General features: G+C 67.3%; 18 protein-coding genes. 9 read left to right on the forward strand and 9 right to left on the reverse strand.

Annotated elements, in window-relative coordinates; genetic code table 11:
• Positions 1 to 157: 157 nt before the first annotated feature.
• From K5L94_RS20150 to K5L94_RS20175, 6 genes are all read right to left on the reverse strand, one after another.
• Positions 158 to 2,380: an NADP-dependent isocitrate dehydrogenase gene (locus K5L94_RS20150; protein ID WP_006473546.1), complete on the reverse strand. Its 2,223-nt coding sequence runs from the start codon at positions 2,378 to 2,380 to the stop codon at positions 158 to 160.
• Positions 2,381 to 2,610: 230 nt separating this feature from the next.
• Entirely contained in the window at positions 2,611 to 3,129 is a 519-nt protein-coding gene (locus tag K5L94_RS20155; protein ID WP_274511244.1) for a hypothetical protein, read from the reverse strand.
• Positions 3,130 to 3,274: 145 nt separating this feature from the next.
• Positions 3,275 to 3,787 carry a hypothetical protein gene (locus tag K5L94_RS20160; RefSeq protein ID WP_006473548.1) on the reverse strand — a complete coding sequence of 171 codons (513 nt, stop codon included), beginning with the start codon at positions 3,785 to 3,787 and terminating at the stop codon, positions 3,275 to 3,277.
• Between the two features lie 46 nt (positions 3,788 to 3,833).
• A complete protein-coding gene (locus K5L94_RS20165; RefSeq protein WP_006473550.1) occupies positions 3,834 to 4,127 on the reverse strand; it encodes a LysM peptidoglycan-binding domain-containing protein in 294 nt (97 codons plus the stop codon).
• Between the two features lie 197 nt (positions 4,128 to 4,324).
• Positions 4,325 to 5,143, reverse strand: a complete 819-nt coding sequence (gene queF / locus K5L94_RS20170; RefSeq protein ID WP_133935748.1) for an NADPH-dependent 7-cyano-7-deazaguanine reductase QueF — start codon at positions 5,141 to 5,143, stop codon at positions 4,325 to 4,327.
• A 501-nt stretch (positions 5,144 to 5,644) separates the two neighbouring features.
• Complete coding sequence (locus K5L94_RS20175; protein WP_006473586.1) at positions 5,645 to 6,964, reverse strand: M20 family metallopeptidase; 1,320 nt, start codon at positions 6,962 to 6,964, stop codon at positions 5,645 to 5,647.
• A 186-nt stretch (positions 6,965 to 7,150) separates the two neighbouring features.
• Between K5L94_RS20175 and K5L94_RS20180 the strand changes: the two genes are divergently transcribed.
• The 9 genes from K5L94_RS20180 to K5L94_RS20220 all read left to right on the forward strand — a co-directional run bounded on the left by K5L94_RS20180 (position 7,151) and on the right by K5L94_RS20220 (position 21,432).
• Positions 7,151 to 8,395: an efflux RND transporter periplasmic adaptor subunit gene (locus K5L94_RS20180; protein ID WP_274511245.1), complete on the forward strand. Its 1,245-nt coding sequence runs from the start codon at positions 7,151 to 7,153 to the stop codon at positions 8,393 to 8,395.
• 74 nt (positions 8,396 to 8,469) lie between these two features.
• Complete coding sequence (locus tag K5L94_RS20185) at positions 8,470 to 11,703, forward strand: efflux RND transporter permease subunit (RefSeq protein WP_053450980.1); 3,234 nt, start codon at positions 8,470 to 8,472, stop codon at positions 11,701 to 11,703.
• Between the two features lie 31 nt (positions 11,704 to 11,734).
• The gene (locus tag K5L94_RS20190; protein WP_053511607.1) at positions 11,735 to 14,857 is read left to right on the forward strand and encodes an efflux RND transporter permease subunit; all 3,123 of its coding nucleotides are present in this window, start codon (positions 11,735 to 11,737) and stop codon (positions 14,855 to 14,857) included.
• Positions 14,858 to 15,021: 164 nt separating this feature from the next.
• Entirely contained in the window at positions 15,022 to 17,199 is a 2,178-nt protein-coding gene (yccS, locus tag K5L94_RS20195) for a YccS family putative transporter (RefSeq protein ID WP_274511246.1), read from the forward strand.
• A gap of 143 nt (positions 17,200 to 17,342) precedes the next feature.
• Positions 17,343 to 18,137 (forward strand): SDR family NAD(P)-dependent oxidoreductase, encoded by a 795-nt coding sequence (locus K5L94_RS20200; RefSeq protein WP_274511247.1) that lies wholly within the window; start codon positions 17,343 to 17,345, stop codon positions 18,135 to 18,137.
• 154 nt (positions 18,138 to 18,291) lie between these two features.
• Positions 18,292 to 20,181 carry an MFS transporter gene (locus tag K5L94_RS20205; protein WP_053511604.1) on the forward strand — a complete coding sequence of 630 codons (1,890 nt, stop codon included), beginning with the start codon at positions 18,292 to 18,294 and terminating at the stop codon, positions 20,179 to 20,181.
• A gap of 181 nt (positions 20,182 to 20,362) precedes the next feature.
• Positions 20,363 to 20,650 carry a CD225/dispanin family protein gene (locus tag K5L94_RS20210; RefSeq protein ID WP_008265497.1) on the forward strand — a complete coding sequence of 96 codons (288 nt, stop codon included), beginning with the start codon at positions 20,363 to 20,365 and terminating at the stop codon, positions 20,648 to 20,650.
• Between the two features lie 34 nt (positions 20,651 to 20,684).
• Positions 20,685 to 20,963 carry a CD225/dispanin family protein gene (locus K5L94_RS20215; RefSeq protein WP_006473644.1) on the forward strand — a complete coding sequence of 93 codons (279 nt, stop codon included), beginning with the start codon at positions 20,685 to 20,687 and terminating at the stop codon, positions 20,961 to 20,963.
• A 43-nt stretch (positions 20,964 to 21,006) separates the two neighbouring features.
• Positions 21,007 to 21,432 carry a DUF2752 domain-containing protein gene (locus tag K5L94_RS20220; protein ID WP_053450984.1) on the forward strand — a complete coding sequence of 142 codons (426 nt, stop codon included), beginning with the start codon at positions 21,007 to 21,009 and terminating at the stop codon, positions 21,430 to 21,432.
• A 495-nt stretch (positions 21,433 to 21,927) separates the two neighbouring features.
• Here K5L94_RS20220 and ampE read toward each other — a convergent pair whose 3' ends face one another.
• The 3 genes from ampE to erpA form a co-directional block, all read right to left on the reverse strand.
• Positions 21,928 to 22,815, reverse strand: a complete 888-nt coding sequence (gene ampE / locus K5L94_RS20225; protein WP_053450985.1) for a regulatory signaling modulator protein AmpE — start codon at positions 22,813 to 22,815, stop codon at positions 21,928 to 21,930.
• A 133-nt stretch (positions 22,816 to 22,948) separates the two neighbouring features.
• The gene (nudC, locus tag K5L94_RS20230) at positions 22,949 to 23,854 is read right to left on the reverse strand and encodes an NAD(+) diphosphatase (RefSeq protein WP_274511248.1); all 906 of its coding nucleotides are present in this window, start codon (positions 23,852 to 23,854) and stop codon (positions 22,949 to 22,951) included.
• A 136-nt stretch (positions 23,855 to 23,990) separates the two neighbouring features.
• Positions 23,991 to 24,383, reverse strand: a complete 393-nt coding sequence (gene erpA, locus K5L94_RS20235) for an iron-sulfur cluster insertion protein ErpA (protein WP_049456218.1) — start codon at positions 24,381 to 24,383, stop codon at positions 23,991 to 23,993.
• Positions 24,384 to 24,406 lie beyond the last annotated feature (23 nt).

Raw genomic sequence — 24,406 nt, forward strand, 5'->3', positions numbered from 1 at the left:
TGCGACAACCATCGTGGGCAAGTTTCATGCCCTCTTGACGGCGTTACGACAGCCGACGGATTTCACGGTTCTGGCCGAAGATCGGACGCGGCCGGCCACGCAAAAAGAAACCCGCGCCGAAGCGCGGGTTCCGGGGTCGCAACGGGACGGCGATGGATCAGCCGCGCAGCTGCTCCAGGGCGGCATTGAAGGTCGCGCTCGGGCGCATCGCCTTGCTGGCCTTGGCCACGTCCGGGCGGTAGTAGCCGCCGATATCCACGGCCTTGCCCTGCACGGCGATCAGCTCGTCGACGATCTTCTGCTCGTTGTCGGTCAGCGCCTTGGCCAGCGGGGCGAAGCGTGCCTTCAGCGCGGCATCTTCATTCTGCGCGGCCAGGGCCTGGGCCCAGTACAGCGCGATGTAGAAGTGGCTGCCGCGATTGTCGATGCCACCCAGCTTGCGCGACGGCGACTTGTCGTTGTCCAGGAACTGGCCGTTGGCTTCGTCCAGGGCCTTGGCCAGCACGCGGGCGGCGGCGTTGTCGTAACGGTTGCCCAGGTGTTCCAGCGACGCGGCCAGCGCCAGGAATTCACCCAGCGAATCCCAGCGCAGGTAGTCCTCTTCGACGAACTGCTGCACGTGCTTCGGCGCCGAGCCACCGGCGCCGGTCTCGAACAGGCCGCCACCGGCCATCAGCGGCACGATCGACAGCATCTTGGCGCTGGTGCCCAGCTCCATGATCGGGAACAGGTCGGTCAGGTAGTCGCGCAGCACGTTGCCGGTCACCGAGATGGTGTCCTCACCCTTGCGGATGCGGTCCAGCGAGAACGCGGTGGCTTCCACCGGCGGCAGGATGCGGATGTCCAGGCCGGCGGTGTCGTGGTTCTTCAGATAGGTTTCGACCTTGGCGATGACCTGTGCATCGTGGGCACGGGCGGCGTCCAGCCAGAACACGGCCGGGGTGCTGCTCAGGCGGGCGCGTTCGACGGCCAGCTTCACCCAGTCCTGGATCGGCGCATCCTTGGTCTGGCACATGCGCCAGATGTCACCGGCTTCCACGGCGTGCTCGAACACCACGTTGCCGGCATCGTCGGTGACCTTGACCACGCCATCGGCGGCGATCTGGAAGGTCTTGTCGTGCGAGCCGTACTCTTCGGCCTTCTGCGCCATCAGGCCGACGTTCGGCACCGAGCCCATGGTGGCCGGGTCGAAGGCGCCGTGCGCCTTGCAGTCGTCGATGACGGCCTGGTACACGCCGGCGTAGCAGCGGTCCGGAATGACCGCCTTGGTGTCCTGCAGCTTGCCTTCGGCGTTCCACATCTTGCCGGAGTCGCGGATCATCGCCGGCATCGAGGCGTCGACGATCACGTCGCTCGGGACGTGCAGGTTGGTGATGCCCTTGTCCGAGTTGACCATGGCCACGCCCGGACGCTGTGCGTACTCGGCGGCCAGGTCGGCTTCGATGGCGGCACGGGTGGCTTCCGGCAGCGACGGCAGGCGCGCGGCCAGGTCACCGATGCCGTTGTTGGCATCGAAACCGGCCTGCTTGAGCACGTCGGCATGCTTGGCCAGCACGTCCTTGTAGAACTCGTTGACCGCCACGCCGAACATGATCGGGTCGGAGACCTTCATCATGGTCGCCTTCAGGTGCAGCGAGAACAGCACGCCCTGGGCCTTGGCATCGGCGATCTGCTCGCCGATGAACGCGGCCAGCGCCTTGCGGCTCATCACCGCGGCATCGACGATCTCGCCGGCCTTGACCGCGGTCTTTTCCTTCAGCACGACGGCGCTGCCGTCCTTGCCGTGGAAGGTGATCTTCAGCGAACCGGCGTTGGCCAGGGTGGCCGACTTCTCGCTGCCGTAGAAGTCACCGGCAGCCATGTGCGCGACGTGCGACTTCGAATCGGCGGCCCAGGCGCCCATGCGGTGCGGATGCTTGCGCGCGTAGTTCTTCACCGACAGCGGTGCGCGGCGGTCGGAGTTGCCTTCGCGCAGCACCGGGTTCACCGCGCTGCCCTTGACCTTGTCATAGCGCGCCTTGTAGTCGCGCTGCTGGTCGTCGGCCGGGGTTTCCGGGTAGTCCGGCAGCGGATAGCCCTGGTCCTGCAGTTCCTTGATGGCCGCCTTCAGCTGCGGCACCGACGCCGAAATGTTCGGCAGCTTGATGATGTTGGCGTCCGGGGTGGTCGCCAGCTGGCCCAGTTCGGCCAGGTCGTCACTGACCTTCTGTGCATCGGACAGCAGTTCCGGGAACTGCGACAGGATGCGACCGGACAGCGAGATGTCACGGGTTTCGACCACGATGCCGGCAGTTGCGGTGTAGGCATCGACGATCGGCAGCAGCGACTGGGTGGCCAGGAACGGGGCTTCGTCGGTCAGCGTGTAGAGGATCTTGGACATGGGGGACTTGGACTCTGTAGCAGTGCTCAGGGGAAGGCCGGCGCCAGCGCCGGGCCACGTGCAACCGTGTCGCTTTTCCCTGCCGCCGTCAGGGTGGGCGCGCGGTGGGGAAACCCCTGCATTGTCGCGTTTTCAGCCGCGCGGGGCAAAGCCGCGCCATACGCGGCGGTACTGCACCACTGTGTTGCGCGGCTGGTTAGCTTCCCGCCTGGAACCTGAGGCTTGGTCGGCTAGTTCGACTTCTCGCTCGTGGAGGCACGCACGACCCACTCCGACAATCGCTGCCCCCACTCGGCGCCCATCGGACAGGTCAACGTCTGTGCGCGTTTGCTTCGCCGGAAGCTGCAGACGCGGAATCCTCCAACGACGGCGGCCAGGCTGGCGACTTCATCTGCCGTCGCAGCAGCACCTCGGATGTGCAGCGAACCGGCGCCAGACACGCTGGGTCGAACGTAGACGTCGTACCGGGTGGAACCTCCGTCCGCGCTTGCGTACCCCGACACGGCATATCCGCTGTCCGTGAAGCGCAGATCCGGCGTGCTTCCGGGCGCAGGCTTTTCAGGTGCATCGCCCTCGTAGATCAAGGCGACTTCCCTATCGCCACGCCTGACGCGGTGCAGACCAAAGTCGACAGGTGCCTCGTAGGTCACGGACATGCCCGTAGGCACGCGCAGACAGGCACCGTATAGAAAGTGGTCGCAGCTGTAGCTCCACAGATCAGCGGGTGCGATTGCGAGGGTGAGTGCCATCCAGCTGAGCATCCTGTCCCCCGACCTGTCCGTATGCGGCTGAGGGTACCCGAGATCCATGTCGAGCGAGCATCGCCCAATAAAAAAGGACGCAGCCTCGCGGCTGCGCCCATCGTGAGTCCTGCCGGGAGAGAGTCGGCAGGACTTACTTGACCTCGAACTCCTGCGGCGTTCCGGCCGCCTTGCCATCGACCATGACCTCGGCGCGGTACTTGCCGGCCGGCCAGCCCTTTGCATTCTTGAACGTGACGTTGGTGGTTTCCGCGCCGCTGGCGTTCAGGGTCGCGGTCTGTTCGCCGGCCACCTGGCCGTCCTGGTAGGTCAGCTTGGCGCCGACATTGACATTGTTGGCGGCGCCGTCGGTCTTGATCGAGACGATGACGTCATCCTTCGGTGCGAACAGGGCAGCCGGTGCGACCGACTTGTCGGCGGCGGCCGTCTTGCCCACGGTAACGGTGGAGACGCTGACCGCAGCGGCTTCGGCCATCGGCGGCGGTGCGCCGGTCATCGGCGCCGGCGCTGCCGGTTCAGCCGGCGCGGTTGCTGCCGGTGCGGCGTTGCTGTCGGTCGACTCTTCCTTCTTCTTGCAACCGACCAGGGCAACGCTGCCCAGCAGGGCGGCGATCAGGGCGGTCTGGAGCGGGGTGGTCTTGATCATTCGGGGTTCCTCCCAGGGGATTGTCGGACGGCGTTCGATTGCCGGCTTACTTCGGCGGCAGCTTCAGGGTCTGGCCCGGGAAGATCTTGTCCGGGTCATCGAGCACATCGCGGTTGGCTTCGAAGATCTTCTTCCAGGCATTGGCGTCGCCCAGGTGCTGCTTGGCGATCTTCGACAGCGAATCTCCCTTCTGCACGGTGTAGGTGCCGCCGCTGACAACCTCGGCGGTGCTGTCCACCGAAGCGCTGACGCCGGAGAAGTCCGCCTTCGGCACCTGCTCGGCGGTACTGTCGACGCTGGCACTGACGCCGGAGAAATCGGCTTTCTTCTCGGTACTCATCCACAACTCCCGTCTGCATGACTACGTGGTTCGCACGTTGCCATGGAGGTTGTTAAATGGGGATGGTGCAGATGTGAAGCCGCCCCCCGGGGCGGCTGAACAATCGGGAGAGCGGGTGCCTGGTCATGCCGGCCGCTGGCCGGCCTGCCCTGGATGCGGGTTGCGCGCGGTTGCCGGCCAGCGGCCGGCACTACCGGTTACTGGCGCAGTTCGCGGTAGGTCGCAGCCGGGGCGGCGATGCCGGGGCTGGCCCGCCAGGGATTGATGTCCAGGCCTCCACGACGGGTATAGCGCGCTTCCACTTCCAGCCACTCCGGCTGGCAGCGCGTGGACACCTCGCTGAAGATCCGCTCAACGCACTGCTCGTGGAACTCGGCGTGCTCGCGGTAGCTGACCAGATAGCGCAGCAGGCCGGCGCGGTCGATCTTCGGCCCGCGGTAGCGCAGGCTGACCGTGGCCCAGTCCGGCTGGCCGGTGACCGGGCAGTTGGACTTCAGCAGCGCCGAGACCAGGGTCTCTTCCACCACCTGGCCGGCATCAGCGGCAAGGAAGTCCGCCTGCGGGGGGCCATAGCAGTCGATCTCCACCTCCAGCCCGTCAATCGATTCGCCGAGCGGCGTCTCGCGCAGGCCCGGCAGACCGAACGCCACATGGACCGGCGCACCGGCACAGGCCGACAGGTCGGCGACGATGCGTGCGCGCAGCGCTTCGGCGGTGTCGATGCGGGTGCTGTTGAGGGAGTTGAGGTACAGCTTGAACGACTTCGATTCGATCAGCCGCGGCGAGGTGCACGGCACCTGCACGGTGGCGACGGCGACCTGCGGCTTGCCGCGCGGGTCGAGCCAGCTCAGCTCGAAGGCATGCCAGCGGTCATGGCCGACGAACGGCAGCGCCGCATCATCGAGGCCGATCTCGGCGCGGGCGCCGCTGCGGGGGATGGGGAACAGCAGGCCGGGATCGTACTGCGACGGGTAACTGACCTCGCGACCGAGGCTGGAATCCTGTGGGGTGTTCATGGGCGTCATTGTATCGCGCCAGAAGCGGGCCTTCGGCCGGGCCGGCCAACGGCGGAGCCCCTCTGTGGTGGGTGTGTTGGTTGGTCGCGGAAGGCGGTCTCTCGGCTTGGCCGGGTGGGCAGGCGGGTCGGGGGACGCCGTAAACCCATCCCTGGGGGCTTGGCCGCGGCATCCATGCCGCGGACACCCCCGCCCCGCCTACCCACCCGGCCCCTGACAGTTCCCTACGCGCGGCCACCACCACGGGAAAGATCAGGAAAATCAAAATCAAAAGCCGATCCTTCAGACATTCCGGATGTCTGCCATCCACGCATGGCGTGGATCTACCGGCAAGCCACGGGATCGGGTCTAGAGGAAAGCCCCCTGAGTCAGGGGGCGGCCGCGAAGCGGCGGGGGTCTGGAAGCTGGTAAGGGGGGCCCACGGTTCGCGCAGCGAACTGTGGGAGCGACAGCGCGTATGCGATGTCGCGTACCCAGGGCTGCAAGCCCTGCCGGAAACCCTCAGCCCGCAGGAGTGCCGGCACCGTGCAGGTAATCCAGGCTCACCTGCAGCAACGCCCGCAGCCCAACATCCAGCGCCTTCTCATCCAGCAGGAACTTCGGCGAATGGTTGGCCGGCGCCGTCGCCGGGTCGATGCCCACGCTGGTCGAACCCACGAAGAAGAACATGCCCGGAACTTCCTTCGCGTAAAGCGAGAAGTCCTCCGCGCCCATCTGCAGCGGCGGCTCGTACACGTTGTCCTTGCCGACCACCGCCTGCAGGCTCGGCAGCATCTTCGCGGTCAGCGCCGGGTCGTTCACCGTCGCCGGGTTGCCTTCCGACTCGTAGATGTCGGTCACTGCCTTCGCGCCGTGCGCGGCAGCAGTATGCTCGGCCACGTTGCGCAGGTCGGCGAAGATCTGCTGGCGCATGCCTTCGTCGAAGGTACGGATGGTGCCGACCATTTCCACTTCATCCGGAATGATGTTGTAGCGGATGCCGCCGTTGATCGCGCCGAAGGTCAGCACCGCCGGCTGCTTGGACAGGTTGGCGCGGCGGCTGACGATGGTCTGCGCGGTGCCGACCAGATCGGCGGTGGCCACGATCGGGTCCACGCCATTCCACGGTGCCGAACCGTGCGTCTGGCGGCCGATCACCTTGATCCCGAAGCGGTCCGAGGCGGCCATCAGCGGGCCACCACGCACTGCGATCTGCCCTGCCTGCACGCTGGAGAACACATGCAGGCCGAACACCGCCTCCGGCTTGAAGTCGGCGAACAGTCCTTCCTTCAACATCAGTGCCGCACCGCCCTCTTCCGGTGGCGGTGCGCCTTCCTCGGCCGGCTGGAAGATCAGCATCACCTGGCCCGGCAGGTCCTTCTTCATCGACACCAGCGCTTCGGCCACGCCGAGCAGGGTGGCGGTGTGCGCATCATGGCCGCAGGCATGCATCACGCCCACGGTCTGGCCGCGGTACTGGTCGGTGGCCTTGGAGGCGAACGGCAGGCCGGTCTGCTCGGTCACCGGCAACGCATCCATGTCCGCGCGCAGCGCGATCTTCGGGCCCGGCTTGCCGCCTTCGATGATCGCCACCACGCCGTGATGGGCGATGCCGGTCTTCGGCTTCAGGCCCATCGCACGCAGGCGCTTGGCGACCTCGGCCGAGGTGCGCGCCTCGCGGTTGGACAGCTCCGGGTGCTGGTGGAAATCGCGGCGCCATTCAACCACCCGGGCCTGCAGCCGCTGTGCGGCGGCGGTCACTTCCGGGCGCTGCCCGTCCTGGGCATGGGCAAGCGCCGGCAGGGCCAGCAACAGGGCGGACAACAGCAGCGAACGGCGCATCGCAATCTCCACGGCAAGGGGTTCCAGCTGAATGTAGGGCAACACTGCCGCCACGGGAACCTCCGCGGCTGGATCCGGTCTTAGCGCCCGTCCCATCCGTCATGCAGGAAACGTGATGTGGCACAGGTATGCTTTGCGCATTGCCCCCGGGGTCCCGCCCGGTCCAGCCCTCTTGGAGTCCTCGTAATGTCACGTGTTTGGAAGATCGTGCTGCTGGTCGTGGCGGTACTGGTGCTGGCCGTGATCGGCCTGCGCGTCGTCGGCGGAGGCAAGGACAAGGCTGGAAAACCCGCTGCGGACGCACGCCAGGGCGGCGAAGACCCGGATGCCGGTCCGGTGCCGGTGACCGTGGTCGACGCCACGCGCCAGGACGTGCCGGTGTACGCCAGCGCGCTGGGCACGGTGACGGCGATGAACACGGTCACCGTCAGCCCGCAGGTGGGCGGCCAGCTGATGAGCCTCAATTTCCGCGAAGGCCAGGAAGTGAAGCAGGGTGACGTGCTGGCGGTGATCGATCCGCGCACCGCGCAGGCCAGCTATGACCAGGCGGCGGCGGCCAAGCGCCAGAACGAAGCCCTGCTGGCCACCGCACGCTCCAACTTCCAGCGCTCGAACGCACCCGAGTATCGCCAGTACGTTGCCAAGACCGATCTGGATACACAGCGAAACCAAGTGGCACAGTACGAAAGCGCGGTCGCAGCGAACGAGGCCAGCATGCGCTCGGCACAGGTGCAGCTGCAGTACACCAAGGTCACCGCACCGATCTCCGGCATTGCCGGCATCCGCGCGGTCGACGCCGGCAACGTGGTCAACGCGGGTACCGCGCTGGTCACGCTGACCCAGATCCATCCGATCCACGTGCTGTTCAACCTGCCCGAGCGCCAGCTCGGCGACGTGCGCCAGGCGCAGGCGGCCGGCACGGTGCCGGTGGCCGCGCTGGACCGCGCCGATTCGCACGTGCTCTCCGGTGACGGCAAGCTGGACGTGGTCGACAACCTGATCAGCGCCGACAGCGGCACGTTCAAGGCCCGCGCGATCTTCGACAACACCGACAACGGGCTGTGGCCGGGCCAGTTCGTCAACGTGCGCATGCAGCTGCGTACCATCGGTGGCGGCGTGGTCATCCCGACCCAGGCGGTGCTGCGTGGCCCGGATGGCGAGTACGTCTACATCGTGCAGGGCGACAACACGGTAAAGATGCAGACCGTGCGCAGCGGCGTGGAAGTGGGCGACAGCCAGGTGCAGATCGCCGAAGGCCTGAAGGGTGGCGAGCGCGTGGTCAGTGAAGGCCAGTTCCGCCTCAAGCCGGGCAGCAAGGTCACCGCGTTGAAGCCGGGCGAAACGCCGGCCGCGCCGACCGAGGCCGAACTGAAGGCCGCCGAGCAGAAGAACGGTGGCGGCGGTGGCCGTCGTGGTGGTGGCCCGCGCTGAGCGCAGGCCACTGACCTCTCCCGCGCCGGCATCCCCGCCGGCGCTGCCAATGAAGTGCCAGCAAGGATCAGTCCGTGGGCTTTTCGACGATCTTCATCCGCCGCCCCATCGCCACCTCGCTGTTGATGGCGGGGCTGTTGCTGCTGGGCATCCTCGGTTACCGCAAGCTGCCGGTGTCGGCGCTGCCGGAAATCGATGCACCCAGCCTGGTGGTCACCACCCAGTACCCCGGCGCCAATGCCACCACCATGGCTTCGCTGGTCACCACGCCACTGGAGCGCCAGTTCGGGCAGATCTCCGGGCTGGAGCTGATGACCTCCGACTCCTCGGCCGGGTTGTCGACGATCATCCTGCAGTTCTCGATGGACCGCGACATCGACATCGCCGCGCAGGACGTGCAGGCGGCGATCCGCCAGGCCACCCTGCCCTCGTCGCTGCCCTACCAGCCGGTCTACAACCGGGTGAACCCGGCCGACGCGGCCATCGTCACCCTGAAGCTGACCTCTGACACGCGCCCGCTGCGCGACGTCAACAACTACGCCGACTCGATCCTGGCTCAGCGCCTGTCGCAGGTGCAGGGCGTGGGCCTGGTCTCGATCGCCGGCAACGTGCGCCCAGCAGTACGCATCCAGGTCAACCCGGCGCAGCTGTCGAACATGGGCCTGACCCTGGAACAGCTGCGCAGTGCGCTGACCCAGGCCAACGTCAATGCGCCCAAGGGTTCGTTGAACGGCAAGACCCAGTCCTACAGCATCGGCACCAACGACCAGCTGGCCAGTGCCGCCGAGTACCGCGACACCATCATCAGCTACAAGAACGGCCGCCCGGTGCGGCTGTCGGACGTGGCCGACGTGGTCGATGGCGTGGAGAACGACCAGCTGGCCGCGTGGGCCGATGGCAAGCCGGCGGTACTGCTGGAAGTGCGCCGCCAGCCCGGCGCCAACATCGTGCAGACCGTCGAGCGCATCCGCGCGATCCTGCCGCAGCTGCAGGGCGTGCTGCCGGCCGACGTGCACCTGGAGATCTTCAACGACCGCACCGAGACCATCCGCGCCTCGGTGCACGAAGTGCAGTTCACCCTGATCCTGACCATCGGCCTGGTGGTGGCAGTGATCTTCGTGTTCCTGCGCCGGTTGTGGGCCACGATCATCCCGTCGGTGGCGGTGCCGCTGTCACTGGCCGGCACTTTCGCGGTGATGGCCTTTGCCGGCATGTCGCTGGACAACCTTTCGCTGATGGCGCTGGTGGTGGCCACCGGCTTCGTGGTCGACGATGCGATCGTGATGATCGAGAACATCGTGCGCTACATCGAGCAGGGCAAGAGTGGCAAGGAGGCGGCCGAAATCGGTGCGCGCCAGATCGGCTTCACCGTGCTGTCGCTGACCGTCTCGCTGGTGGCGGTGTTCCTGCCGCTGCTGCTGATGCCTGGCGTCACCGGCCGCCTGTTCCATGAGTTCGCGTGGGTGCTGAGCATCGCCGTGGTGCTGTCGATGCTGATCTCGCTGACGCTCACCCCGATGATGTGCGCCTACCTGCTCAAGCCCGATGCCCTGCCCGAGGGCGAGGACGCGCATGAGCGCGCAGCGGCGGCCGGCAAGCAGAACCTGTGGACACGCACCGTCGGCCTGTACGAGCACAGCCTGGACTGGGTGCTGGGCCACCAGCGCCTGACCCTGGCCGTGGCCGGCGGCGCGCTGGTGCTGACCGTGCTGCTGTACGTGCTGATTCCCAAGGGCCTGCTGCCCGAGCAGGACACCGGCCTGATCACCGGCGTGGTGCAGGCCGACCAGAACATCGCCTTCCCGCAGATGGAGCAGCGCACCAAGCAGGTCGCAGAAGCACTGCGTCAGGACCCGGACGTCACCGGCGTTTCTGCATTCATCGGTGCCGGCAGCATGAACCCCACGCTCAACCAGGGCCAGCTGTCGATCGTGCTGAAGGAGCGCAGCCAGCGCGACGGCCTGGACGAGATCCTGCCACGCCTGCAGAAGGCAGTGGCAGGCATTCCGGGCGTGGCGCTGTACCTGAAGCCGGTGCAGGACGTGACCCTGGATACCCGCGTGGCTGCCACCGAGTACCAGTACTCGCTGTCGGACGTGGATTCGGCGACGGTGGCCACCCAGGCCACGCGCCTGACCGAAGCGCTGCGCCAGCGCCCGGAACTGGCCGACGTCGACAACAACCTGTCCAACCAGGGCCGCGCGCTTGAGCTGAACATCGACCGCGACAAGGCCAGCGTACTGGGCGTGCCGATGCAGACCATCGATGACACGCTCTACGATGCGTTCGGCCAGCGCCAGATCTCGACCATCTTCACCGAGCTCAACCAGTACCGCGTGGTGCTGGAAGTGGCACCGGAGTTCCGCACCAGCACCGCGCTGATGCAGCAGCTGGCCGTGGCCTCCAACGGCGCCGGCGCACTGACCGGCACCAATGCCACCAGCTTCGGCCAGGTCACCTCGTCCAATTCGTCCACCGCCACCGGCATCGGCGCGCAGAACACCGGCATCACTGTCGGCGCCGGCAACATCATCCCGCTGTCGGCCTTGGCCGAGGGCAAGGTGAGTAGCGCACCGCTGGTGGTCAGCCACCAGCAGCAGCTGCCGGCGGTGACGGTCTCGTTCAACGTGGCGCCGGGCTATTCGCTGTCCGAGGCCGTGCGTGCAATCCAGGAGACCAAGGACAGCCTGGACATGCCGACCCACCTGCATGCCGAGTTCATCGGCAAGGCCGCCGAGTTCACCGGCAGCCAGACCGATGTGGTGTGGCTGCTGCTGGCCTCGCTGGTGGTGATCTACATCGTGCTGGGCGTGCTCTATGAGAGCTACATCCACCCGATCACGATCATCTCCACCCTGCCGCCGGCCGGTGTCGGTGCGCTGCTGGCGCTGATGCTGTGCGGCCTGAGCCTGTCGGTGGATGGCATCGTCGGCATCGTGCTGCTGATCGGCATCGTCAAGAAGAACGGCATCATGATGGTCGACTTCGCGATCGAGGCGCGCCGCGCCGGCGCCAACGCGCATGAAGCGATCCGTCGCGCCTGCCTGCTGCGCTTCCGCCCGATCATGATGACCACCGCCGCCGCCATGCTCGGCGCGCTGCCACTGGCATTGGGCACCGGCATCGGCTCGGAGCTGCGCCGCCCGCTGGGCATCGCCATCGTCGGCGGCCTGCTGCTGTCGCAGCTGGTCACGCTTTACACCACTCCGGTGATCTACCTGTACATGGAGCGCTTCTCCGAGTGGCTTGCGCGCCGCCGCGAACAGCGTGCGCTGCGCAACGGTTCGCTGCAGGAGCCGCAGGCATGATCCACGCCCCGCTGCTGCGGGGGGCCGCACGATGAACCTGTCCGGCCCCTTCATCCGCCGCCCGATCGGCACCGCGCTGCTGGCCATCGGCCTGTTCATGGTCGGCCTGATCTGCTACCTGCGCCTGGGTGTGTCGGCACTGCCGAACATCGAGATCCCGGTGATCTTCGTGCACGCCAGCCAGTCCGGCGCCGATGCAGCCACCATGGCGACCACGGTCACCGCACCGCTGGAGCGCCACCTGGGCCAGCTGCCGGGCATCGACCGCATGCGCTCGTCGAGCTCGGAAGGCAGCTCGCTGGTGTTCATGATCTTCCAGAGCGGTCACAACATCGATTCGGCGGCGCTGGACGTACAGACCGCGATCAACTCGGCGCAGGCCGACCTGCCCTCGGGCATGGGCTCGCCGATGTACCAGAAGGCGAATCCGAACGATGACCCGGTGATCGCCATCGCGCTGACTTCGCAGACGCAGTCGGCCGACGAGCTGTACAACGTCGCTGACTCACTGCTGGCGCAGCGCATCCGCCAGATCAGCGGCGTCGCCTCGGTCGACATTGCCGGTGCCTCGACGCCGGCCGTGCGCGTGGACGTCAACCTGCGCCTGATGAACGCCCTCGGCCTGACCGCCGACGACCTGCGCAACGCCGTGCGCGCGGCCAACGTGACCTCGCCCACCGGCTTCCTCAGCGATGGCAACACCACCACCGCGATCATCGCCAACGATTCGGTGGCGCGTGCGGCCGACTTCGCCGACCTGGTGGTCAAGACCCAGGGCGATGGCCGGGTGATCCGCCTGAAGGACATCGCCAACGTCTACGACGGCCAGCAGGACGCCTACCAGGCGGCCTGGTTCGACCACAAGCCGGCGGTGGTGATGTACGTGTTCACCCGTGCCGGCGCCAACATCGTGGAGACCGTGGACCGGGTCAAGGCGCAGATCCCGACCCTGCGCGACTACCTGCAGCCGGGCACCACGATGACGCCGTACTTCGACCGTACGCCGACCATCCGTTCCTCGCTGCATGAAGTGCAGATCACCCTGCTGATCAGCCTGGCGATGGTGGTGCTGACCATGGCGCTGTTCCTGCGCCGGCTGGCACCGACGCTGATCGCCGCGGTGACCGTGCCGCTGTCGCTGGCCGGTGCCGCGCTGGTGATGTACGTGATGGGCTTCACCCTGAACAACCTGAGCCTGCTGGCGCTGGTGATCGCGATCGGCTTCGTGGTCGACGATGCGATCGTGGTGATCGAGAACATCATGCGCCACCTCGACGAGGGCATGCCGCGCATGCAGGCGGCGCTGACCGGTGCACGCGAGATCGGCTTCACCATCGTCTCGATCACCGCCTCGCTGGTGGCGGTGTTCATCCCGCTGCTGTTCGCCAGCGGCATGATGGGCGCGTTTTTCCGCGAGTTCACCGTCACCCTGGTGGCGGCCATCGTGGTCTCGATGATCGTCTCGCTGACGCTGACTCCGGCGCTGTGCAGCCGCTTCCTCAGCGCGCACGACCACGCGGCGCCACCGTCTCGCTTCGGCCGCTGGCTCGACGCCGGCCACGAGCGCATGCTGCGCGTCTACACCGTGTTCCTCGACTTCTCGCTGCGCCACGCGCTGCTGATGTCGTTGACCCCGTTGATCCTGATCGGCGTCACCGTGTTCCTGTTCGGTGCAGTGAAGAAGGGTGCGTTCCCGCCGCAGGACACCGGCCTGATCTGGGGCCGCGCCAACTCCAGCGCCACCGTCTCCTTCGAGGACATGGTCGCCCGCCAGCGCCGCATCACCGACATGCTGATGGCCGACCCGGCGGTGAAGACCGTGGGCGTACGCCTGGGCAGCGGCCGCCAGGGCTCCAGCGCGCAGTTCAACATCGAGCTGAAATCGCGCAGCGACGGCCGCCGCGAAACCACCGCGCATGCGCTGGCGCGGTTGAGTGCCAAGGCCGACCGCTACCCGGACCTGCAGCTGCGCCTGCGCGCGATCCAGGACCTGCCCAGCAACGATGGCGGTGGCTCCAGCCAGGGCGCGCAGTACCGCATTTCGCTGCAGGGCAACGACCTGGCCGCGCTGCAGGAATGGCTGCCCAAGCTTCAGGCGGAATTGAAGAAGAACCCGAAACTGCGTGACGTCGGCACCGATGTCGACAACGCCGGCCTGCGCCAGAACATCCAGATCGACCGCGCCAAGGCCGCGCGCCTGGGCATCACCGTCGGCGCCATCGATGGCGCGCTGTACGGAGCCTTCGGCCAGCGCCAGATCTCGACCATCTACTCGGACATCAACCAGTACAGCGTGGTGGTCAACGCCCTGCCCTCGCAGACCGCCACGCCGGCGGCGCTGGATGAGGTGTACGTGCGGGCGCGCAACGGCGACATGGTGCCGATCACCGCGGTGGCCACCCAGATTCCGGGGCTGGCACCGTCGCAGATCACCCATGAAAACCAGTACACGACGATGGATCTCAGCTACAACCTGGCTCCGGACGTGAGCATGGGCGAGGCCAAGGCGATCATCGATGCGACCGTGGCCGGCATGCGCATGCCGGGCGACATCCGCCTCGCCGATGATGCGGGCTTCGGGTTCAACTCCGACCCCAGCGACATGCTGATCCTGGTGCTGGCAGCGATCCTCACCGTGTACCTGGTGCTGGGCATGCTCTACGAGAGCCTGATCCACCCGGTCACCATCCTGTCCACGCTGCCGGCGGCGGGCGTGGGTGCGCTGCTGGCCTTGTTCGGCACCAACACCGAGCTGTCGGTGATCTCGATGATCGCGCTGGTGCTGCTGATCGGCATCGTCAAGAAGAACGCGATCATGATGATCGACTTCGCGCTGGTAGCACAGCGCGAGCACGGGCTGGCGCCCCGCGACGCCGCCCGCGAGGCCAGCATCGTGCGCTTCCGCCCGATCATGATGACCACCATGGTGGCGATCCTGGCCGCCGTGCCGCTGGCGATCGGCCTCGGCGAAGGCTCCGAACTGCGGCGCCCGCTGGGCATCGCGATGATCGGCGGCCTGCTGTTCTCGCAGAGCCTGACCCTGCTCAGCACGCCGGCGCTGTACGTGATCTTCTCGTGCCTGGCCGAACGCTGGCGGGCACGTCGCGCACGCAAGCGCGAGGCGAAGCTGCTCAAGCGCGCGCAACGGGCGTAGCCCGGTAGAGCCGGCCGCTGGCCGGCTTCCCCGGCGCATCTGCCGGCCAGCGGCCGGCACTACCATGGCTGCGAAGAGTGGGTGCGGACCGTTGGTCCGCACTCCGGCCCCATATTTCACGCGCAGCCCGCAATAATGGTGGCAGATCCTTCCACCGAGCCTGCATGTCCGCCCGACAATCCCGTCTCAGCCGCCTGTGGGCCCACGAGAAGGCCAGTTACGGCCTGCGGGTGTTCATCGCCCTCACGGCAGCGGTGGCCGCGTGCTGGCAGCTGGATGCGCTGACCGCCCTGCCCGGCGTATTCCTGGGCATCATCGCCAGCGCCATCGCCGAGACCGACGACAACTGGTGGGGCCGGACCAAGGCCGTGCTGCTGTCACTGCTGTGCTTCTGCATCGCCGCGGCCTCGGTGATCTGGCTGTTCCCGTGGCCGTGGGTCTTCATCGGCGCGCTGGCGCTGTCCACCTTCGGCCTGACCCTGCTCGGTGCGCTCGGCGAGCGCTATGCGTCCATTGCCCAGGCCACGGTGACGCTGGCCATCTACACCATGATCGGCCTGGAGCAGCATGGTGCCAGCGACCTGCACAGCGCACTGGACGCCGTCAGCCACCTGCTGGCCGGTGCGGTCTGGTACGGCCTGCTGTCGATCCTGTGGACCGCGCTGTTCGCCAATCGGCCGGTGCGCGAGCGCGTGGCACGGCTGTACCAGGAACTGGGCCGCTACCTGCAGTTGAAAGCCGCCCTGTTCGAACCGGTGCGCGAGGCCGACCTGCAACGCCGCCAGCTCGACCTGGCCGAGCAGAACCGGCGCGTAGTCGGCGCGCTGAACGAGGCGAAGACGGCGATCCTGGCGCGCTTCGGCCGTTCCGGCCGGCCCGGCGTCAACTCCGGCCTGTACCTGCGCCTGTACTACATGGCGCAGGATTTCCACGAACGCGCCAGTTCTTCGCATTACCCGTATGGCGCGCTGGTCGATGCCTTCTTCCACAGCGACGTGCTGTACCGCTGCCAGCGCCTGCTCGATCTGCAGGGCCAGGCCTGCGCGCGGCTGGGCGAAGCGATCCGCCTGCGCCGCCCGTTCGTGTATGGCGAGAACAACCAGCAGGCCGGGCGCGACCTGGCCGATGCGCTGGCCTACCTCCGTGACCAGCAGCGGCCACAGTGGCAGCGCCTGCTCGGTTCGCTGGACCTGCTGGTGCACAACCTGCGCAGCATCGAGCGCCGCCTGCTCGACGCCGAACGCTCCGAGGCCAGCCTCGACAACGTCGATACCCGCCTGCGTGACAGCAACCCGCACACGCTGCGCGAGATGGGCGTGCGCCTGCGCCAGCAGCTCACGCCCGGCTCGGTGCTGTTCCGCCACGGCCTGCGCATGGCACTGGCGCTGATCGCAGGCTTTGTAGCGATCCGCCTGTTCAATGCGCAGAACGGTTCATGGGTGCTGCTGACCATCGTGTTCGTGTGCCGGCCCAACTTCGGCGCCACCCGCCAACGCCTGGCCCAGCGCATCGTCGGCACGCTCGCCGGGCTGGTACTGACCTGGGCACTGCTGCAGCTGTTCCCGCAGTTGCACGTGCAGCTGCTGATCGCATTGTTGTCGGCACTGCTGTTCTTCTTCACCCGCACCGACCGCTACCTGGTGGCGTCGGCAGCCATCACGGTGATGGCACTGACCTGCTTCAACCTGATCGGCGATGGCTTCGTGCTGATCGTGCCGCGCATGGTCGACACCGTGCTGGGCTGTGCGATCGCAGCGGCGGCGGCGTTCCTGATCCTGCCCGACTGGCAGGGCCGCCAGCTGCATCTCGTACTGGCGCGCGTGCTGGACACCGCCGCACGTTACCTGGACTCGGTGCTGGGCCAGTACCGCAGCGGCATGCGCGACGACCTGGCCTACCGCATCGCCCGCCGTGACATGCACAACGCCGACGCGGCGCTGTCCACCGCACTGTCGAACATGCTGCGCGAGCCCGGCCACGTGCGCCGCAACCTGGACGCCGGCTTCCACTTCCTGGCCCTGTCCAACACCCTGCTCGGCCACCTGTCGGCCCTGGGCGCACATCGCGACCAGGTGGACAGCTATGCCGGCGATCCGCTGGCATTGGCCGCCGGTGATCGCGTGCGCAAGGCACTGCAGCAGCTGGCGACGGCGCTGATCGCACGGCAGCCGGTCGCGGAGGACGACAACGATGCGGATCGCGCGGTCGCCGCCGAGCTGGAGCAGCTCGACGAGGCGATGCCACCGAAGCTGCAGCTGATCCGCACACAGATGGCGCTGGTGCTGCGCCTGCTGCCGAAGGTACGGGCGGCGGCCAATGAAGCGGTGACCAGCCTGACCTGATCCCTCACCGCTGAATCGGGCATGCCATCCACGCATGGCGTGGATCCACCGCGCCGCGTGCAACAACGCGTTGCGCCCTGCGCTGCATCCCGATCACGCCGCCGGATCGATACTGGGGCATCCCCCCTGCCCTGGATGTCCCCATGAAGATCGAACTCGGCGGCCGCGCCGCACTGGTCACCGCCTCCACCGCCGGCATCGGCCTGGCGATCGCGCAAGGCTTGGCCGCGGCCGGTGCCACGGTGGTCCTCAACGGCCGCAGTGCCGACAGCATTGAACGCGCACGCCAGCACCTGCTCTCCACGGTACCGGGTGCCCATGTGCTTGGTGTCGCGGCTGACCTCTCGGATGCGGCCGGCGTCGAAACGCTGCTCGCCGGCCTGCCCAAGGTCGACATCCTGGTCAACAACGCCGGCATCTTCGGCCCCGAGGACTTCTTCGAGACCGACGACGCCACCTGGGAGCGCTACTGGCAGACCAACGTGATGTCCGGCGTGCGCCTGTCGCGTGCGCTGCTGCCGGCCATGGTCGATGCCGGCTGGGGCCGCGTGCTGTTCATTTCCTCCGAATCGGCGCGCAACATCCCGGCCGACATGATCCATTACGGGGTCAGCAAGACCGCGCAGCTGTCGTTGTCGCGCGGCCTGGCCAAGCGCGTGGCCGGCAGTGGCGTCACCGTCAATGCCGTACTGCCCGGTCCGACGCTCTCTGACGGTTTCGCCGCGATGTTTGAAGATGAACGCCAGCGCAGCGGCAAGCCGCTGGAGCAGATCGGCCGCGAGTTCGTGATGGAGCATCGCCCGTCCTCGGTGATCCAGCGTGCCGCAACGGTCGAGGAAGTGGCCAACATGGTGGTGTACCTGGCCTCGCCGCAGGCCTCGGCCACCTCCGGCGCGGCGCTTCGCGTGGATGGCGGCGTGGTCGACGACATCGTCTGAGTCAGCCGGCAGGTGTGCGGACCAACGGTCCGCACCCACAGGTCCACACCCACCGTCGTGGGGCTTCAGTCGATCCACGCCATGCGTGGATGCATCCGGCCATGGTCCCGGTGGATGGGCAGGAATGCTAGGCTGCGCCGGTCAAGGAGGCTCCATGTCCGGTCACAACCAGTTCGCCCTGCTGCGCCAGCGCCGTTTCCTGCCGTTCTTCGTGGTCCAGGCGCTCGGTGCATTCAATGACAACGTCTACCGGCAGGCGATCATCAGCATGTTGCTGTTCATGGCCGTGCCGGAGGAAGAACTGGGGCTGTACGCCACGCTGGCACCGGCCATCTTCATCCTGCCGTACTTCCTGTTCTCGGCACTGGCCGGGCAGATTGCCGACAAGCTGGAAAAATCGCGGCTGATCGTGATCACCACCACCATGGAGATCGTGATCATGTCGCTGGCCGCCACCGGCTTCCTGACCCAGAGCCTGCCGGTGCTGCTGATCGCGCTGTTCTGCACCGGCATGCAGTCGACCCTGTTCGGCCCGGTGAAGTACTCGGTACTGCCGTCGGTGCTCAAGCCCGAGGAATTGACCGGTGGCAACGGCCTGGTCGAGATGGGCACGTCGATGTCGATCCTGTCCGGCATGATCGTCGGCGGCCTGGTATTCACCGTGGCCGGCAGCCACGGCACGGTGGTGGCGGCGTGCGCGATCATCGGCCTGGCCATCTGCGGCAACATCGCCGCACGGCTGATTCCCAAGGTCGACGCCGGCGACCCGAACCTGAAGATCAACTGGAACCCGCTGCCGGAATCGCTGGCGGTGCTGCGCATGGCGCGCCAGCAGAAAGCGGTGCGCAACGCGATCCTGGGCGTGTCCTGGTTCTGGTTCGTCGGTACCGTGCTGACCTCGCAGCTGCCGGCCTACGCGGTGACCAATCTCGGCGGCGAGCCGACCCTGTACATCTTCGCCCTCGCCCTGTTCTCGGTCGGCACCGGCGTCGGCTCACTGCTGTGCGAAAAGCTGTCGGCACGCACGGTGGAAATCGGCCTGGTGCCGCTGGGCGCGTTCGGCATGACCGCGTTCCTGCTTGATCTGTACTTCGCCCGCAGCGGCGAGGCCGCCGTGCACGGGCTGACCGTCGGCACCTTCCTGCAACAGCCCGGCAGCCTTCGCATCGTCATCGACCTGATCGGCATCGGCCTGTTCACCGGCATCTTCGTGGTGCCGCTGTTCGCGCTGATCCAGAGCCGCACGCCGAAGGCACAGATGTCACGCGTGTTCGCCGCGCTGAACATCCAGAATTCCGGCTTCATCGTCGGCGCGGCCCTGCTGTCGCTGGCCGCGCACAAGCTGCTGCACTGGACCATTCCGCAGCAGTTCCTGGCACTGGCCATTGCCAACGCGCTGGTGGCGATCTACATCTTCACCATCGTCCCCGAATTCCTGATGCGCTTCCTCAGCTGGGTGATGGTGCGCACCCTGTACCGGTTGCGCCCGCACGGCATCGAGGCCAATGTGCCCGACGAAGGCGCCGCGCTGCTGGTCTGCAACCATGTCAGCTACATGGACGCGCTGATCCTGTCGGCGACGATCCCGCGCCCGGTGCGCTTCGTCATGTATTACAAGATCTTCAACATCCCGGTGATGCGCTGGATCTTCCGCACCGCCAAGGCGATCCCGATCGCCGGTGCGCGCGAAGACCCGGCATTGATGCAGCGCGCGTTCGACGAGATCGATGCCGCGCTGGCCGAGGGCGAGCTGGTCTGCATCTTCCCGGAAGGCGCACTGACCAGGGACGGCACGATGGCGCCGTTCAAGTCCGGCGTCGAGAAGATCCTCGAACGGCGGCCGGTGCCAGTGGTACCGATGGCGCTGCGTGGCATGTGGTCGAGCATGTGGAGCCGCCGCGACAGCCGCCTCGGGCGCATGCGCGTGCCGCGCCGCTTCCGCGCCACCGTCGAGGTGGTGGCGGCTCCGGCCGTGGACGGCCACGGCACCGATGCCCCTGCGCTGGAAGCCCGGGTGCGCGCCCTGCGTGGGGATCACGCCTGACCGGAACGGCCCGCCAGGCGGGCCCGGCGACCTCCCCGCATACGCCACCGTCCAGTGGGGAGCACGTCATGCCGTGCATGTAAACGCATACATGCAACGCCGGTTGCGGTAGATTACGCACCCACAGGGGGGAGGTCCGGCCGATGCATCATGGCCGGCCACCAAGGAATGGAGTCTCGCTTTGAATCAACCACCACCGCTCAGCCGTCCGGTCTACATCCCCAACCATCTGGTCTGGGCGATCCTGACGACGCTGTTCTGCTGCCTGCCGTTGGGCGTGGTGTCGATCGTCTACGCTTCCCAGGTCGATGGCCGCCGCGCGGCCGGCGACCTGCCGGGGGCGTATAGCGCGTCGCGCAAGGCGGGCTGGTGGGCGGTGGCTTCGGCCGTGACCCTGCCGGTCCTGTTGCTGTTGTGGTTCGGGCTGTTCGGCGGCTTGGCCGTACTGGGCGCTCTTTCCGACCAATGATTCACAACCACCACCCATCAAGGAGCTTGAACCCATGAACACCGCTACTCCGCAGGTCCCGAACAACCTGGTCTGGGCCATCCTGACCACCCTGTTCTGCTGTCTGCCGGCCGGCATCGTCTCGATCGTCTACGCCGCACAGGTCAACGGCAAGCTGGCTGCGGGCGACATCGCCGGCGCCCAGGATTCGGCCGCCAAGGCCAAGAAGTGGGCCATCTGGTCGGCCATTGCCTGGGTCGTGGTGGTCGTGCTGTACGTGCTGTTCTTCGTTGTGCTCGGCGGCATGGGCGCGATGAGCAACAGCGGCTACTGATACGCCTGGACGGATCCGGCGCCTGCGCCGGATCCGTTGTTGCATGTCCGCGCTTCCCGCCCGTTCCCGACTCGCCCGCTGGGCGCCGCTGCTGGTCTCCGCCGGCCTGGCCGTGGGTGCCACGGTGGTGCTGCGCAACGTCAATCCGTATGTCGCCGGCAATCCCTTGCCGAGCTGCCCGCTGTACGCGCTGACCGGCCTGTACTGCCCGGGCTGTGGCAGCACGCGCTGCCTGTATTCGCTGGTCCATTTCGACCTTCCGGGCGCGATGGCGATGAACCCGCTGCTGGTCATCAGCCTGCCGTTCCTGTTGCTGATGCTGCTGAACATCGCCGGCATTCGCCCGCGCGTGCTCGACCCGCTGATGCGGGTACTGGCCAATCCCGTGTTCTGGCTCTGGGTGCTGCCCGGGTATGCGCTGCTGCGCAACCTGCCGTGGCCGCCGTTCACCGCGCTGGCACCGATCTAGGTTTCCAGCCAACGGCGCAGCCCCTCGTGGTGGGTCGGTATCTGAAGGCAGAAGCCTAGGGGTTGGCCAGGCGGGATGGGTTTGCGGGGGACGCCGTGAATCCGTCCGTGGAGGCTTGGCCGCGGCATCCATGCCGCGGACACCCCCGCAAACCCATCCCACCCGGCCACGGACAGTTTCCGTGTGCGTCCACCACGGAAAAGAAAAAAATCAAAAGCAAAAGCGGATCGCTTCGCTCCGCATCCACGCATGGCGTGGATCTACCGTGTCGACCAAGGTCGACACCTACCAACAGCCGCCGGAATCTGTCGGGGGTGGGGCGGTGTGGGGCTGCAGGACCGTTGGCGCCATGGATGGCGCCATCGAGCCCCCAGGGACGGGTTTACGGCGTGTCCTGCAGCCCCACACCGCCCCGCCCAACCCTCAGCAATCCAGAGCTGCTGTTGCCGTTGCTGTTGCCTCTGCAGGTGCAGGGCTGCAAGCCCTGCAATACAACTACGTCACCCAGCCTGCAATCACCAGCAGGGCCAGGATCGCCAGCCACAGCAGCAGCATTCGCCACACCAGGCTCATCGCATCACGCAGGTCCGGCAGCCGTTGCCACACCGGCAGCAGTCCCGCCTCGGTGTAGTCGTGCGCATCCTCGCGCAGCTCGGCATTGACGCTGGCACGCGCCACCGCTCCGAGGAAACCGATGTTCCCGGCCAGGCGCTCGCCATGGGCCTGGCGCCAGGCCTTCCACGCCGTATCGAAGTTGCCCACCAGCGCCATCGAGAACGCCATCAGCTGCGCCACCGGCCACTCGATCCAGCCCAGCAGGCGCTGCGCCAGCGCCAGCGGTTCCACCGGCACGCGGGCGCGCATCGGGCTTTCGGCCATCAGCGCCAGCAGCCTGTAACCCAGCGCACCGGCCGGGCCCAGCAGCAGGAACCAGAACAACACCGCGAACCAGCGCCGCAGCGCATTGAGCACCGTTGCTTCGACCAGTGACGGCACGTCCTCGCGCAGGCTGCCACCGGCCGTCTGCAGGTTGCGCACCGCCGCCTGCCGCGTCGCGGCATCGTCGGCGTCGATGATCGCTTCGATATCGCGGTCCAGGTCGCGCGGCCCCCAGCACCATGCCAGCACCACCACGCCCAGCAGCAGCGACGGCAGGCCGAACAGCACCCCGCGCAGCAGCCAGGCCAGCAGGGCCATCAGCAGCAGCGGCGGCAGCAGGGCCAGGGCCACGCCTGCGGGGCTCTGCCAGGCCTTGCCACCCCGGGCATCCAGCCAACCCAGCCAGCGCCGGAAGCCGTCGAAACGGCGCAGCGAGGCAGCAGCGGCCGGGGCGACATGGCCCAGGGCCAGCGCCACCAGCACGGCAGCCAGAGTGGTGAACATGGCGGGTCTCCCTACGAAACAGAACGCTCGCGCCGCTACCTTACCTGTCGCAGCGGCGCCCTCAGCGGTGAACCGGACTCTAACCCGGGCCGTGTTCAGGTGGCGGCAATACAGCCGCCGCGCCTGGCCCGCTTCAACCCTTCTGCTGGCGGTACCAGTGCTCGATCAGGCCACGCGAAATCGAGATCGGCGGCGACACGCGGATGCCCTGGCCATCGTCCTCGACATCGCGTGCCAGCGCCGCGCCCACCTCGTCGGCACTGAACCAGCGCGCATCTTCCAGCTCACCGTCCACGCTCGGCAGATCATCCTGCGCCTGTGCACGGAAACCGATCATCAGCGCCCCCGGGAACGGCCAGGGCTGCGAGCCGAGGTACTGGCAGGCGTTCACCCGCACCTTGCTCTCCTCGTGCACCTCGCGCACCACGGTCTGCTCGAAGGTCTCGCCGGGCTCGACGAAGCCGGCCAGCACCGAGTAGCGGCGCGGCGCCCAGTTCGACTGCCGGCCCAGCAGCAGCCGGCCCTGGTTCTCCACCGCCACGATCACCGCCGGATCCACCCGCGGGTAATGCTCGGTGGAGCACTGCGCGCAGCGGCCGACGAAGCCGCCACGGGCGAACGCCACGGCACCGCCGCACACGCCGCAGAAGCGGGTACGCGAGTGCCAGTAGGACATGCCGCGGGCATAGCTGAAGGCGGTCGCATCGGCCATCGACCACAGCAGCGCGGCCTGGCGCAGGTCGAGACGGCGTGGTGCGGTGATGGTCACGCTGGCGGCTTCAACTGAAAACCACGCCTGGTCGCCACGCAGGCCGAGGAAGATCGCGGCACCGGGGCCCCCGCCGATGTCGGCGCCGGTCAGCGCCAGTGGCTGATCGTCATCGCCGGTGAAGGCGCTGCCGTCCTGATCAAGCACGAGGATGCGCGCGCCCGGCCACAGGCGCGCCAGTGCATCGGCATCGTCGCGCAGGGCATCGGCGCGCTCCAGCGGTTCGCCTACGAAGGCGAAACCGGAAAGCGGCGAAGAAGTATTGGGCATCCGGCAAGCGTGCCGCCAATCGATGCAGGTGGCAAGCCGCAGGCTTTGCGGAAACCAGCGGTGGGTGTGGAGCCTGCTCCACACACCTTGTCGCGCAGGGGACGGGCCCGGCGCATCCACGCATGGCGTGGATCTACTACATGCTGAAACTGCTGCCGCAGCCGCAGGTGGTCTTCGCGTTCGGATTGCGGATCACGAACTGGGCACCGGTCAGGCTTTCGGTGTAGTCCACCTCGGCACCCATCAGGTACTGCAGGCTCAGCGGGTCGACCAGCAGCGTCACGCCGCTGGTCTGTACCGCCAGATCGTCCTCGGCACGGTTCTCGTCGAACTCGAAGCCATACTGGAAGCCCGAACAGCCGCCACCTTCGATGTACACGCGCAGGGCCAGGTCGGGGTTGCCCTCTTCCTGGATCAGGGATCTGACCTTGGCGGCCGCCGACTCGGTGAAGTTCAGCGGTCGCTCCAGCGACTGGTAATCGGGCGCGGCGGCCGGGGTGGCGCCGGGCAGGGAGACTAGCGTGCTCATGCCGTCAGCATGGGGGTGCCGAG

The organism is Stenotrophomonas forensis (assembly GCF_028752115.1).
GTDB lineage: Bacteria > Pseudomonadota > Gammaproteobacteria > Xanthomonadales > Xanthomonadaceae > Stenotrophomonas > Stenotrophomonas forensis.